General features: G+C 72.1%; 14 protein-coding genes. 6 read left to right on the top strand and 8 right to left on the bottom strand.

Translation table 11 applies throughout. The features are described from left to right. Positions 1–53: 53 nt before the first annotated feature. From ACI379_RS06570 to ACI379_RS06545, 6 genes are all read right to left on the bottom strand, one after another. The gene (locus ACI379_RS06570; RefSeq protein ID WP_439791276.1) at positions 54–338 is read right to left on the bottom strand and encodes a DUF2516 family protein; all 285 of its coding nucleotides are present in this window, start codon (positions 336–338) and stop codon (positions 54–56) included. Between the two features lie 148 nt (positions 339–486). After that, complete coding sequence (locus ACI379_RS06565) at positions 487–1,338, bottom strand: hypothetical protein (protein WP_439791275.1); 852 nt, start codon at positions 1,336–1,338, stop codon at positions 487–489. A 47-nt stretch (positions 1,339–1,385) separates the two neighbouring features. After that, positions 1,386–1,805, bottom strand: coding sequence for a helix-turn-helix domain-containing protein (locus tag ACI379_RS06560; protein WP_439791274.1), 420 nt, complete (start codon positions 1,803–1,805; stop codon positions 1,386–1,388). Positions 1,806–1,927: 122 nt separating this feature from the next. Beyond that, the gene (locus ACI379_RS06555) at positions 1,928–2,893 is read right to left on the bottom strand and encodes an asparaginase (protein WP_439791273.1); all 966 of its coding nucleotides are present in this window, start codon (positions 2,891–2,893) and stop codon (positions 1,928–1,930) included. Next, positions 2,890–4,317: a tryptophan-rich sensory protein gene (locus ACI379_RS06550; RefSeq protein ID WP_439791272.1), complete on the bottom strand. Its 1,428-nt coding sequence runs from the start codon at positions 4,315–4,317 to the stop codon at positions 2,890–2,892. Before ACI379_RS06550 ends, ACI379_RS06555 begins: the two co-directional genes overlap by 4 nt. Position 4,318: 1 nt before the next feature. After that, positions 4,319–5,029 (bottom strand): CPBP family glutamic-type intramembrane protease, encoded by a 711-nt coding sequence (locus ACI379_RS06545; RefSeq protein ID WP_439791271.1) that lies wholly within the window; start codon positions 5,027–5,029, stop codon positions 4,319–4,321. A gap of 89 nt (positions 5,030–5,118) precedes the next feature. Between ACI379_RS06545 and ACI379_RS06540 the strand changes: the two genes are divergently transcribed. The 4 genes from ACI379_RS06540 (at position 5,119) to ACI379_RS06525 (ending at position 9,455) form a co-directional block, all read left to right on the top strand. Continuing rightward, a complete protein-coding gene (locus tag ACI379_RS06540) occupies positions 5,119–6,471 on the top strand; it encodes a cryptochrome/photolyase family protein (protein ID WP_439791270.1) in 1,353 nt (450 codons plus the stop codon). Positions 6,472–6,529: 58 nt separating this feature from the next. After that, positions 6,530–7,732 carry an adenylyl-sulfate kinase gene (gene cysC, locus ACI379_RS06535; protein WP_439791269.1) on the top strand — a complete coding sequence of 401 codons (1,203 nt, stop codon included), beginning with the start codon at positions 6,530–6,532 and terminating at the stop codon, positions 7,730–7,732. Next, positions 7,732–8,247 (top strand): hypothetical protein, encoded by a 516-nt coding sequence (locus ACI379_RS06530; RefSeq protein ID WP_439791268.1) that lies wholly within the window; start codon positions 7,732–7,734, stop codon positions 8,245–8,247. Before cysC ends, ACI379_RS06530 begins: the two co-directional genes overlap by 1 nt. 173 nt (positions 8,248–8,420) lie before the next feature. Beyond that, positions 8,421–9,455 carry a sulfite exporter TauE/SafE family protein gene (locus ACI379_RS06525; RefSeq protein ID WP_439791267.1) on the top strand — a complete coding sequence of 345 codons (1,035 nt, stop codon included), beginning with the start codon at positions 8,421–8,423 and terminating at the stop codon, positions 9,453–9,455. 210 nt (positions 9,456–9,665) lie between these two features. Here the strand turns inward: ACI379_RS06525 and ACI379_RS06520 are convergent, their stop codons facing one another. Then, positions 9,666–10,484: a 3-keto-5-aminohexanoate cleavage protein gene (locus tag ACI379_RS06520; RefSeq protein WP_439791266.1), complete on the bottom strand. Its 819-nt coding sequence runs from the start codon at positions 10,482–10,484 to the stop codon at positions 9,666–9,668. Positions 10,485–10,502: 18 nt separating this feature from the next. On the opposite strand from ACI379_RS06520, the gene dtd reads away from it, so the two are divergent. Continuing rightward, a complete protein-coding gene (gene dtd, locus ACI379_RS06515; protein WP_439791265.1) occupies positions 10,503–10,937 on the top strand; it encodes a D-aminoacyl-tRNA deacylase in 435 nt (144 codons plus the stop codon). A 16-nt stretch (positions 10,938–10,953) separates the two neighbouring features. Here dtd and ACI379_RS06510 read toward each other — a convergent pair whose 3' ends face one another. After that, the gene (locus tag ACI379_RS06510; RefSeq protein ID WP_439791264.1) at positions 10,954–12,180 is read right to left on the bottom strand and encodes a glycoside hydrolase family 16 protein; all 1,227 of its coding nucleotides are present in this window, start codon (positions 12,178–12,180) and stop codon (positions 10,954–10,956) included. 125 nt (positions 12,181–12,305) lie between these two features. Here ACI379_RS06510 and cysD point away from each other — a divergent pair. Continuing rightward, on the top strand, positions 12,306–13,035 hold a 730-nt coding region (gene cysD, locus ACI379_RS06505; RefSeq protein ID WP_439791263.1), incomplete at its 3' end, for a sulfate adenylyltransferase subunit CysD.

Below are 13,035 nucleotides of genomic sequence, written 5' to 3'. Positions count from 1 at the left end.
AGTGACCCCTGCCACATTCTCCCCGTCGGCTCCAACCGTCCGACGGCGCGTGCTCAGCGTCCGTGGGCCGTGACCTCGCGCAGCGCAGGTCGTACGTCAGCGAGGTAGACGAAGGCGGCGACGGTGGCGACGATGGCGAGGATCCCCCAGCCCAGCAGGACGTCGATCGCGAGCCCCACGCCGAGGATGACGCACCAGGTGGTCTTGGTCAGCTTGTCGGCCGCCGCGTACGCCTCGGCGGAGTAGGCGACCGCGCTGACGAGCGCGACCACCTTGACCACGAGGAGGGCGAGGGCGATCAACGACATGACGTCCCAGTGCATCTGAATCAACCACACACGCACAGCCTAGAGGCCATCTCCTCGCCGGACAGGGGAACGCACGTGACCCCCGCCCTGACGGACGGGGGTCACGAGGGGGTGGCACCGGGGCCGGACCGCCTCAGAACAAGGTCAGTTGGTCCTGCTGGGCGCCGGGGACTTCTCTTCAGTCGCCGATCTTCTTGGCGGCCTCGGTCACCGCGTCGGCGGCGGACGCGGCAGCCTTCTTGGCGGCGGTGACGGTCGCCTTGGCGCTCGACTCCGCGACGGCAGCCTTCTTGGCGGCGGCGGTGGTCGGCTTCTTGGCGGCCGGCTTCTTGGCCGGGGCCTTCTTGGCGGCCGGCTTCTTGGCAGCCGTCTTGGCCGGTGCCTTCTTGGTGGCGGCCTTCTTGGCGGCGTCGACGGTCTCGGTGACCTTCTCGACGACGGCCTCGACCTGGGCCTCGACCTTGGCCTCGACCTCGTCGGTGGCCTTCTCGACCTTCGCCTCGACCTCGTCGGCCTTGGCGGCGACGGCCTTCTTGGCCTGCGTCGCGGTGGTCTTGGCCTTGGTGACGGTGGTCTTGGCGGACTTCACCGCAGCCTGGGTGGACTCCTGGCGGCGGATGCGGCCCACGAGGGACTCGCCGCGCTCGACCAGGTCGGCGTACGCGGCCGAGACGGTGGCGACGTTGTCACCGAGCAGGGTCTGGACCTTGGCCGGTGCAGCCTTGGCCTCGGCCTGGAGCTCGGCGACGCGGGCCTCGATGGCCTCGCGGCGGGTCTTGGCGTCCTTGGTGATCGCCTCGACGCCGGCGTTGACGGAGGTCACGGCGAGCGTACGGAGCTCCTTGGGCTCCTTGGCGGCCTTGGTGACGCCTGCGACGCGGGTCTCCACGTCCTTCTGGACGGCCGTGACCTTCTTGGTCACGTCTCCCACCACGTCGCGGACCTTCTCCACGGCGAGGTCGGTCACACCGACATAGGCGAAGACGGGCTTGATCGCCTCGGTCTTGATGTCGAACTTGGCCTTGGCCATCGTTCTCTCCTTCTGTGGTTCCGACCGGTCGGCCGGGAGTGTGTGGGTCAGCCCTGGTCGCCGTCGTCGCCGGCCTGGTCGGGGCGGTTGACGGCGACGAAGGACTGGTAGATGTCGAGCAGGGAGTGCTTCTGCCGCTCCGTGAGGACCGGGTCGGCGAGGACGGCCAGCTCCACGGAACCGACCTTCTCGACGTCGGGGTCGACGACCCCGGCCCTGATGTAGAGCTGTTCGGCGGAGATGCGCAGCGCCTTGGACAACTGCTGCATCACTTCTGCCGACGGACGGCGCAGTCCCCGCTCGATCTGGCTGAGGTAGGGGTTCGAGACACCGACTTGGTCTGCGAGCTGGCGCAACGAGAGCCGCGACGCGAGCCGCTGCTCCTTGAGGTAGTCGCCAAGAGTGCCGACCATCGCGATCGGGTTGATCGGGGCGATCGAGCTCTTGTCGTGCTTCTCCTTGGCCACGTCTCCAGTGTGCTAACACTTGTTAGCACTTTGCAAACAATTGGAGGGGTGAGTCGCCTCACATCCCGCGTGGGACGGGGATTCCTGCGTACGAATGCGCTAACAAGAACCCCGGTTCACGCTCAGATGACCGCGCGGATCTCCCCCACGACGACACCGCCGCCAGTCAGGTCGTGACGCCCGGTGGACCGGACCACCGCCGCGTCGACACCCTCCTCGGCCAGGAGACCCGAGCGCTCGAGCGCCGCCGCCATCACGATCGGCCGCGCCCGGTCGGACCCGTCGTCGATCTTGAGCGCCCAGGCGCGCCCGTCGGGCAGGCCCACGGCGTACACCGCCTCCGCGCCGAACTTGCCGACGAGTCCCGGCACGGCGCCGTGCAGGACCCGCTCGTCGCGCTGGGTGCCGGAGACGAACTCCGGGTACGCCCGGATCGCCGCGCCCACGCGAGCAGCCGGCCCGTCGGTGGCCGAGGCCAGCCGGGCGAACGCCCGGGCCAGACCCGCGAGCGAGGTGGACAGCAGGGGCGCACCGCACCCGTCGATGGCGACGGTGGTCGGCTCGCCGGTGTACTCGGTGAAGCCGGCCGCGATCGCCTGCTGCAGCGGGTGGGCCGGGTCGAGGTACGTGCCGGTGTCCCAGCCGTTGACCACGCAGGTGGCGAGCATGGCGGCGTGCTTGCCCGAGCAGTTCATCAGGATCCGCGAAGGCGCTCCCCCGGCACGCACCAGGTCGTGCTTGACCCGGTCCTCCCACGGCCAGTCCTCGGGCGTACGCAGGGCCGACTCGTCCAGGCCGGCACCAGCCAGGATGCGGCGCACCCCGTCGACGTGGAACGGCTCGCCGGAGTGCGACGCGCTCGCCAGCGCGAGCAGGTCGTCGGGCAGGTCGAGGCCCAGCCCCACCATCACGGCGGCCTGCACCGGCTTGTTGCACGAGCGCGGCAGGATCACCCGGTCGGCGTCGCCCACCGCCCAGTCGACGCTCCCGTCGCCCGCGAGCGCGACCACGGCGCCGCGGTGGTGACCCTCCACCACACCGGAACGGACGATCTCGACGAGGACGGGCAGCGGTTCTGCGGAGGTCATGCGCCCATCCTGCGTCGCCGCGGCGACGAGGTCGGGGCGCGGCCCCTCCCGCCCTCCGGGTTGGCGCGCGCGATCCACCCCGACAACACGCTGGCGAAGCCGCTCCACGCGGCGTACGCACCCAGCCCGGCGACCTTGCCGCGGCCGGTTGGCGCGGCACGGCGCGCCAGGTCGGCCGACGAGGCCGCCAGTGCCACCGCGACACCGGTGGCGGCCGTCGGCCGGTGCAGCCGGAAGAAGACAACGCTCCAGGCGGCGTTGAGGACGAGGTTGGCGCCCAGCGCCCCGGCGAAGCGGCGGCGGCCCTCGGGGAGCTCTGTCTGCGCGGCGGCCCCGGCGACCGCGATCCCCGCGTACAAGGCGGTCCAGACGACGGGGAACGCCTCCGCAGGCGGCTGCCAGGCGGGCTTGCGCAGCGCTTGGTACCAGCGGGAGCCCGGGTCCGTGGCGAGCCCGCCGACCACCGCTGTGAGCGCGACGGCACCGGCCGTGCGCCGCAGGGTCCGGCTCCAGTCGAGGGGGTCGTACTCGGTCAGGGCGCGGCGCAGTGCCTCCTCGTACCCGGTGCGTCCGCCCGGGGGCGGCCCCACGAGCTCCAGGAGGTCGGACTCGTCGCAGACCGCGTCGTGGGCGAGGCTGCCCACCAGAGGCTTCGCAACGCCCGCCGGCACGGGCGTGACCAGCCCGACCCAGTGACTGGCCAGCCCGGGCGTGAGGACGGGGACGGTCACGACGAGGCGGGGCCACAGCCCGGCGGTGCGGGCGTACCCGCGCAGCATCTGCGCGTACGTGAGCACGTTGGGGCCGCCGACGTCGAAGGTGCGGTCCACGGGTTCGGGGAGGTCGGGGACCGACGCGAGGTAGTGGACGACGTCGTCGACGGCGACCGGCTGGATCCGGTTCTTGAGCCACTTGGGAGCGACCATCGCGGGCAGCCGCTCGGTGAGGTGGCGCAGCATCTCGTACGACGCGGAGCCGGCACCGAGGACGACGCCGGCCTGCAGGACGGCGGCCGGCACGGGACCGCGCAGGAAGATCTCGCCGACCTCGACGCGCGAGGCCAGGTGCGGCGACAGCTCCCCGTCGGGGTGCAGGCCGCTGAGGTAGACGAGCTGGTCCACCCCGGCCCGGGCGGTGGCACGCGCGAACCCCTCCGCCATCCGCCGGTCCCGCTCGGCGAAGTCGCCGTGCCCATCCATGGAGTGCAGCAGGTAGTACGCGGTCCGTACGCCGGCCAGCGCCCGGTCCAGGTCGGACCCGCTCGTGGCGTCGCCCTCGACGACCTCGACGCGATCGCCCCAGTCGCTCGAGGTGAGCGAGGCGGCGGAACGGGTCAGGACGCGGACGTCGTGGCCCCGGCGCAGGAGCTCGGGTACGAGCTTCCCGCCGACGTACCCGGTGGCACCGGTGACGAGTGTGGTCATCTCAGCTCCCTACGTGGAGGACGGGTGGCAGCACCAGGAGCATCCCGAGGGAGAACACGAGGTGCGTGACGACGGGCCCCAAGATGCCGCCGGTGACGCGGCGCTGGAGCGCGGTGACCAGGCCCAGTGCGGCGGCCGCGACGAGCAGCAGCGGCACCCCGGCGCCGACCACCGTCAGCGTGTAGAGGACGGTCGTGGCCCACACGGCGGCGCGGCGCGGGATGGCCGCGTACACGGCGCCGCGGAAGTAGAGCTCCTCGGCGACCGAGTTGAGCGCGGTCAGCAGGGCCACGAGCGGCAGCGAGCCGGCCGAGGCGTGGTCGAGCAGGGCAAGGACGGGCGTGCGCAGGACGGGAACCTGCGCCACGGCGAGCCCGCCCACGACGAAGACCGCCACCATGAGGACCCCGAGGGCCAGCCCCTGCACGCCGGGCCGGGCGGTGCCGCCCGCACGGGTCCACGCGCGCCCCAGGTGCATCGGCCCGGAGGCGAACGCGCCGACCGTCCACACGACGGCCAGCAGCAACGTGGCGCCATAGAAGAGGGGGTCGCCCGGCTGGATCCGCAACGCCCAGGTGAGCACGGACGCACCGATGACGAAGGTGGCGGCCACGACGACGCGGCGCCGGAGCAGCTGCCGCGACGACTCGGCGTGGACCTGCGGGACGGGGTCGACCATCGAGGCGCGGGCGAACCGACGCAACTCCTCCACGGGCCCCCTCATTCCACGACCCTCACATGCCGATCAAGGGGTGTAAAGCGTCCTCCGGTCGGCTCGGCCGGCCCCGTTACGCTCCGGGGATGGTCGAGATCCTCTGGCTTCGCCGTGACCTGCGGGTGGGTGAGCACCCTGCGCTGACGGCGGCGGCTGAGCGCGGTCCGGTGCTGCCCGTCTTCGTCCTGGACCCGGTCCTGTGGGAGCGCGTCGGCCCCGTGCGGCGGGCGTGGTTGGCCCGGACCCTCCTGGCTCTCGACGAGGAGCTCGACGGCGGGTTGTGCGTACGGGTGGGCGACCCCGCCGAGGTGCTGCCGGCGCTGGTGGCCGAGGTGGGCGCGACGCGCGTGCACCTGACGCGCGAGTTCGCGCCGTGGGGCGTGGCGCGCGACCACCGGGTCGCGGTCGCCCTGCGGGAGGTGGGCGTCGAGGGGCGCCCAGCCGGGTCGCCGTACGCGGTGGCCCCGGGCACGCTGCTGAACGGGGCGGGGACGCCGTACAAGGTCTTCACGCCGTGGTCGAAGCTGTGGCTGGACCACGACTGGTCCCCCGCGGACTCCACCCCGACCTCGTTCGAGGTGGCGGTCGCCGCGAGCCACGACCGGGCTCGGGAACAGCTCGCCGCGGCCGACGCCGCCTGCACGGCCGGCCTACCTCCGGCGGGCACCGCAGCGGGGCTGGAGCGGTGGAGGGAGTTCCTCGACGGCCCGCTCGACGCGTACGACACCGACCGCGACCTGGCCGCAGTCGACGGGACCTCGCGCCTCTCCGCGTACCTGCGTCTCGGAGCCCTGCACCCGCTGACCCTGCTGCGCGACCTGGTGGGCCGCCACGACGAGGCGGCCCGACGGTTCCGGACCGAGCTGGGGTGGCGCGATTTCTACGCCGACGTGCTGCACCACGCGCCTCGCAGCGCCTGGCAGGACCTTCGTCCGACGCTGGCCGGGCTCGCGTACGACGAGCCGGACGCGACGTTCGACGCATGGCGCGAGGGGCGCACGGGCTTTCCCCTGGTCGACGCCGGGATGCGGCAGCTGCTCGCGGAGGGGTGGATGCACAACCGGGTGCGGATGGTGACCGCGTCGTTTCTCACCAAGGACCTGCACGTGTGGTGGCCCCACGGCGCGCGGCACTTCCTGGAGCACCTGGCCGACGGCGACGTCGCGTCCAACAACCACGGCTGGCAGTGGGTGGCCGGCACGGGGACGGACGCGTCTCCCTACTTCCGCGTCTTCAACCCGGTCACCCAGGGGCTGCGCTTCGACCCCGACGGTGAGTACGTACGGCGCTGGGTGCCGGAGCTGGCGGACCTGCCGGGCAGGGCGGCGCACGAGCCGTGGAAGCACGGCGGCGCCCCGGGCTATCCCGCCCCCGTCGTCGACCACGCGGAGGAGCGGGTGGAGGCGTTGCGTCGCCACAAGGAGGCGTCCGAACGCTGAGCCGGCCCGTCCGTCCTCGGGCGTCGGTCTTGTCAGCGCCCTCTGACAAGATGACGCCGTGTCCCAGACTCCCCAGCACTGCCCCACGCCCCGCGAGCTCGACGACCTGGAGCTCCTGACCACCGGCGCGTACGCCCCGGTGACGGCGTTCAACGAGCCCGGCAGCGTGGTCACCCTGACCCTGCCGACCGGGATCGCAGACGCCGCCACCGTCGAGCTGGTCGACCCCGAAGGGCTGCCGCTGGCGACGTACACGCCCGCGACCGGCGCGGTCGAGGCGCTCACGCACGCCCAGTTCGGGCCGTTCCGCCGCCTGCACCTGACGCCCGCGCAGGTCCGCGAGCAGTACGCCGGCCGTACCGTCGTCCCCGTCACCGGCCCACTGTCGGTGGCCGACCTCGACGAGCTGGCCGCCCTCGGCCCGGTCCTCCTGCTGGCCCTGACCGGCACCGGCACGCCCGAGCTCTCCCGCGTGGCCCTGGTCCGCGCGACCCTGCTGGCTGCTGCGGAGCTCGACGACGCCGCGGTGGTCGTGGTGCCGCTGGCCGCGCACGACGACGCGGACGCCGACCACGCGCTCGGCGTGGCCGTGGTGGCGACGTACGCGGGCGACGACGCGGTGCACGCGCTGAGCGGCGCGGACGCCGACGAGGTCGAGTACCCCGAGAACGTCGCCGCGGTCATCGACGCCGACCAGCCGGCCCCCGCCGACCAGGGTCTGGTCATCTTCTTCACCGGGCTCTCCGGCAGCGGCAAGTCGACGCTCGCGCAGGCGCTGATGGACAAGGTGCTCGAGCAGGGCCTGCGGACGCTGACCTCCCTCGACGGGGACGTGGTGCGCCGCAACCTGAGCAAGGGGCTGTCGTTCTCCAAGGAGGACCGCGAGACCAACATCCGCCGCATCGGCTGGGTGGCCGCGGAGATCTCCCGCCACGGCGGCCTGGCGGTGTGCAGCCCGATCGCGCCGTTCGACGCCACCCGCAAGGAGGTGCGCGCGATGGTTGACGAGGCCGGCGGCGCGTTCTTCCTCGTCCACGTCGCGACGCCGGTCGAGGAGTGCGAGCGTCGCGACCGCAAGGGCCTGTACGCCAAGGCGCGGGCCGGCGAGATCCCCGAGTTCACCGGCATCTCCTCGCCGTACGAAACACCCGAGGACTTCTCCGTACGCGTGGACACCACGGGCCGTACGATCGAGGACGCTCTCGGGGATGTGATCGACGCACTGGCCGCGACCGGCCACCTCGACCTCCGGGAGGCCTGATGTCCCTGTCCGTGCTGATGGTGTGCACCGCCAACATCTGCCGGTCGCCGTACCTGGAGATCCAGGCGCGCGCGCTGGCCGGTGAGGGTTCGCCGGTGACGTTCTCGAGCGCCGGGACCATGGGATTCAGCGACCACGCCATGGACGAGACGATGGCGGGCACGCTGCCGCCGGGGGCGGCGGACGCGTTCCGCAGCCGCCCGCTGACGCCGGCGATCCTGTCGCAGGTCGACCTGGTGCTGACCGCCGAGCGGGAGCACCGCACGCGGATCCTCGAGGAGAGCCCGCAGTTCGTGCGGAAGGTCTTCACCGTCGGCCAGTTCGCGGCCGGCGTGGAGGCAAACCCCGACCTGCGCGGTGCCGCGCTGGTCCAGGCCGTGGGCCGCAAGCGGATCGCACCGACCTCCGAGCAGGACATCAGCGACCCGTACCGCCGGGGCCCCGAGGCGGCGGCGACGGCGGCCGTACGGATCGACGCGCTGCTGCGCACGATCGTGCCCGCGCTCGTCGACTGACTCCTGCCGCGGGTCGGGACCTGCAGGTCGCGCGGCGTGGTCGGCGGGCCAGGTTCGCACTCCGTGACAGGCTGGACCAATCACGTTGATTGGCACCGGCTGTCACTTGACGCCACTCTTGGTGGACAATCTTCGGGTTCTCGATCTGATTGCTTGCCTTAGAGGAGTAGCGCATGGCCGATCTGCTGACGCTGACCGCACTGTCGATCGTGGTCGCGGGCTTCGTGGTCGGCATCGTCGTCGGGCTCACCGGGATGGGCGGCGGCGCGCTGATGACGCCGGCGCTGATCTTCCTCGGCGTCGGCGAGACGGCGTCGGTGGTGACGGCGGACCTGACGGCCGCGGCGGTCTACAAGACGGGCGGCGCGCTGGTCCACAAGCGTGAGGGCTCCCCGCACATGGGGCTGGCGAAGTGGCTGATGATCGGCTCCATCCCGATGGCGCTGGTCGGGCCGCACCTGGTCGCGTGGTTCGTACCGCCGGAGGAGATCGACACGACGCTGAAGCTGTGGATCGGCTTCGCGCTGATCCTGGCCGCGGCGACGTACGCGGCCCGGCTGTACCTCAACCTGCGCCGCGTCCGCCGCAGCGGTGAGACCGCCGACGCGGACCCGGTCGTACGCCCGGTCCCGACGCTGCTGGTCGGCGCCGTCGGCGGCCTGCTGGTCGGCATCACCAGCGTCGGCTCCGGCTCGGTCATCATGATCGCGCTGCTGATGCTGTACCCCGGCCTGAGCGCGGTGCGCCTGGTCGGCACGGACCTGGTGCAGGCGGTGCCGCTGGTGCTGGCCGCCGCGGTCTCCAACATCGCGCTGCACGGCCTCGACTGGGGCCTGCTGATCCCGCTGCTGATCGGCTCGGTGCCCGGCACCCTGCTCGGGTCGAAGATCGCCCCGAACGTCCCGCAGTCGTGGATCCGCCGCGGCATCGTGGTGGTCCTGACAATGTCGAGCATCGCGCTGCTCGACAAGGCCGGCTGGGCGCCGCTGGGGGCCGGCGAGGACGAGACGCACCCGATGCTGATCGCCGGCGTCGGCCTGTTCGTGCTGGTGGTGCTGCCGTTCGTGTGGGGCTTCATCCGCAAGACCGAGGGGCTGCCGATGTTCGGCACCCCGACGATCGCGCAGCTCGAGGACCCGGCGTACGAGCCCGGGCTGGTCGGGATGAAGAAGGTCGGCAGGGGTCGCGAGGGCGGCGCCTCGGGCTGAGCCCCGCGGTCCGTCATCGGTACGCGCTGCGCTGGGGCCTGCGTCATGCGTACGCGCTCCGGCACCCCCGCGCGTCATGCGATTCGGCACCTATAGGTGCGGGTCTGCCTGACGCGAGGCGTCGCCACAGGCGCCCCGTATGACGCAACCCGCACCCACCTCGGTTCGTATGACGCGCACGGGCGCCGCTGACGCTGCTTCGCACGGGCCTCAGGCGAGACCCAGCAGCTCCCGGCAGCCGGCGGGCGTCATCGGCTCGCGCTGCGCGAGCCGTCCCAGCTCCACGGCGCGCGCCACCAGCTGGGCGTTGGACTCGACCGGGACGCCCTTGCTGATGGTGAGCACGTCCTCCATGCCGACGCGCAGGTGGCCGCCCATCGACAGCGAGGCGAGCGCGACGGGGAGCGTCGTACGTCCGATACCGGTCGCCGACCACGACGTGACCTCGCTCGGCAGGCCCTGCACTCCGGCGACCAGCGCGGGCGCGGTACCGGGCATGCCGCCGGGCACGCCCATCACGAAGTCGACGTGCGCCTTGCCGCCGGCCGGCAGGCCGTACGTACGGATGAGGCGGCCCAGGGCGTGCACCTGCCCGAGGTCGAACAGCTCGAACTCCGGCGCGACGCCGCGCTCCTGGGCGAGCTGGTAGAGGTCGGCGACGAACGGCCACGGGTTCATGAACACGTCGTCGCCGAAGTTGGTGGTGCCCATCGTGAGGCTGCACGAGTCGGGCCCGGCGTCGAGGACCTTCATCCGCTCCTCGAGGGGGTCGTGGACGGACCCGCCGGTGGAGAGCTGGACGACGAGGTTCGACGACTCGCGCACGGCGGCGACCCACTCCTTGAGCAGCGACCCGTCGAGGGTGGGCGCGTGGGCGTGGTCGCGTACGTGCAGGTGGATCATGGCGGCGCCGGCGGCCTCGCACTCTGCTGCGGTGCGCGCGATCTCCTCGGGGGTGGTGGGGAGCTGCGGGCAGTCGGCCTTGGCGGTCTCGGCCCCGGTGGGGGCGACGGTGATCAACAGGGACATGGTCGGCATCCTTGCACCATGCGAGCGGTTGTCCAGAGGGTTCAGGGTGCGTCGGTGACGGTGGCCGGCGAGGTCGTCGGCGCGATCGAGGGGCCGGGCCTCCTGGTGTACCTCGGCGTGACGCACGACGACGGCCCCGCCCATGTCAGCTGGATCGCGCGGAAGGTGTGGGACCTGCGGCTGCTGCGCGAGGAGAGGTCCGCCTCCGACGTGGGTGCGCCGGTGCTCGTGGTCAGTCAGTTCACCCTGTACGGCGACGCGCGCAAGGGCCGGCGTCCGACGTGGCAGGCGGCCGCGCCGGGTCCGGTGAGCGAGCCGCTGTACGAGGCGATGTGCGCCGAGCTGGAGCGCCTCGGGGCCACGGTGGCGCGCGGGGTGTTCGGGGCGGACATGGCGGTGGCGTCGGTCAACGACGGGCCGATCACGATGATCCTGGAGTCGCCCGCCTCGTAGACGCGCGCAGGAGGCGTCAGCCCAGGTAGGTCCCCTGCTGACTCCCGGTCACCCAGGTGCGTACCCAGTCGACCTGCATCGTCTGCGGCAGCCGGGCGTCGTTGATCTCCTTCAGCTCGTAGTCCGAGGAGAGCAGGCTGAGGACGAGGAACTCGGGCACGTTGGAGACGCCCTCACTCGTGCGCCAGGCGATCGTGTCGTCGACGCGGAAGACGTACTCCTCGGGCGTCCACTCGACGGAGAACACGTGGTACTCCGAGGACCAGTTGCTGCCGAGCTGCTGGTGGTTCTTGACCCAGTCGCCGATCTTGGTGGCGGGCTGGCCCTGCTGGGCGTACCAGTAGACGAAGCTGGCCAGGCCGCCGTGGGCCGCGCTGTCCCCGAAGTACTCCATGACGTCGATCTCGGCGCCGGTGGTCGAGGCGGGCCCGAAACCGATCCAGGGCGTCTGCAGCCAGAACGCGCCGTGCTGCCCCTGCCGCGGCTGGAACTTCACGCGGGCGGCGGCGAAGCCGTGGGTGAAGGCGTAGCGCCCCTCGGTGCCGATGTGGGCGTTGAGCCGGTACGCGTGCGCCCTGCCGTCGACGGTGCACATGCCGGCGCCGGGGTCGTCGAGCACGCTCAGCCGGATCACCCCGCCGCGGGCCTCGACGGCGGCGTCGTCGGAGCGCGAGCACATGCGGGCGCCGGCGTACCCCTGCGCGCGGGTCTGCCACAGCGCGCGGTCCCAGGTGTCGAACTCGTCGGTGAGGCTGACCGCCGGCGCGCTGCTGGTGTCGACCGCCCGCCCGACGCGCCCGGCCTCGCGGTCGACCACGACGCGGAGGCGCCCCGCGCGGGTGGTGGTGAGCGTGGCGGCGCCCTTGCGGCTGGTGGCGGTGTCGACGACGCTCCAGCGCCCGTTGCCACGGACCTCGAGCTCCACGGTCCGGTTCTTGCGCAGGGCGGGGTCGGTGACCTCGACGACCCAGGCGGCGCGGTCGGCGGCCTGCGGCGTGGAGCCGTGGGCGGCGAGCCGCGGCAGCACGCGGGTCCGTACGGCGGGGTCGACCTCGAGCTCCACGGGCTCGACGGTGGGGGTGGGCGTGCTGGTGGTCGGCAGGCCGCCCTCCTCGACGGGCCCGACCTCGGTGACGCCGCTGCAGCCGGCCAGCACGAGCGCGCCCGCGGAGAGGAGCGCGGCCGTACCGGCGACGAGGCATCGGCGGGGTTGCGCCGGACGGTGCGGGCGTACGGGGGACATGCGTCCAGTGTCCTCCAGACGGGCGGTTGTGACTGGTCCCACTCACCTGTTGTCCACGAATCGGCGGTACCTGCCCCCGACGCTACGATGTGGGCTGCCATTCCTAGAGAGGCATCCGCACTGTCATGACCCAAACACACGCCGACTACCGGCTGTCCCAGCTCGACCAGCTCGAGGCCGAGTCGATCCACATCTTCCGTGAGGTCGCGGCCGAGTTCGAGAAGCCTGTTCTCATGTTCTCGGGCGGCAAGGACTCGATCGTCATGCTCCGCCTCGCGGAGAAGGCGTTCTTCCCCGCGAAGATCCCGTTCCCGATCCTGCAGATCGACAACGGGCTCGACTTCCCCGAGGTGATGGAGACCCGTGACCGGTGGGTGGAGCGCCTCGGCGTGAAGCTCGTGGTTGCCTCGATCGACGACGCGATCGCCCGCGGCATCGTGATCGACGACGGCAAGACGTCGCGCAACCGCCTGCAGACCCCGACGCTGCTCAACGCGATCGAGGAGAACGGCTTCACCGCCGCCTTCGGTGGCGGCCGCCGCGACGAGGAGAAGGCGCGCGCCAAGGAGCGCGTGTACTCCCACCGCGACGAGTTCGGGCAGTGGGACCCCAAGATGCAGCGTCCCGAGCTGTGGAGCCTGTACAACGGGCGTCTGCACGAGGGCGAGCACATGCGGATCTTCCCGATCTCGAACTGGACCGAGCTGGATGTGTGGGACTACATCCGCCGCGAGGAGATCGAGATCCCCAACATCTACTACGCCCACCAGCGTCGGGTGTTCGAGCGTGACGGCATGCTGATGTCGGAGACCCCGCTCAACCCGCTGCGCAGCGGCGAGGTCGTCGAGGAGCGTA

This window comes from Nocardioides sp. (assembly GCF_051876515.1).
GTDB lineage: Bacteria > Actinomycetota > Actinomycetes > Propionibacteriales > Nocardioidaceae > Nocardioides.
The sequence above is the reverse complement of the archived record's forward strand: the minus strand, read 5'-3'. Positions and strand labels throughout refer to the sequence as shown.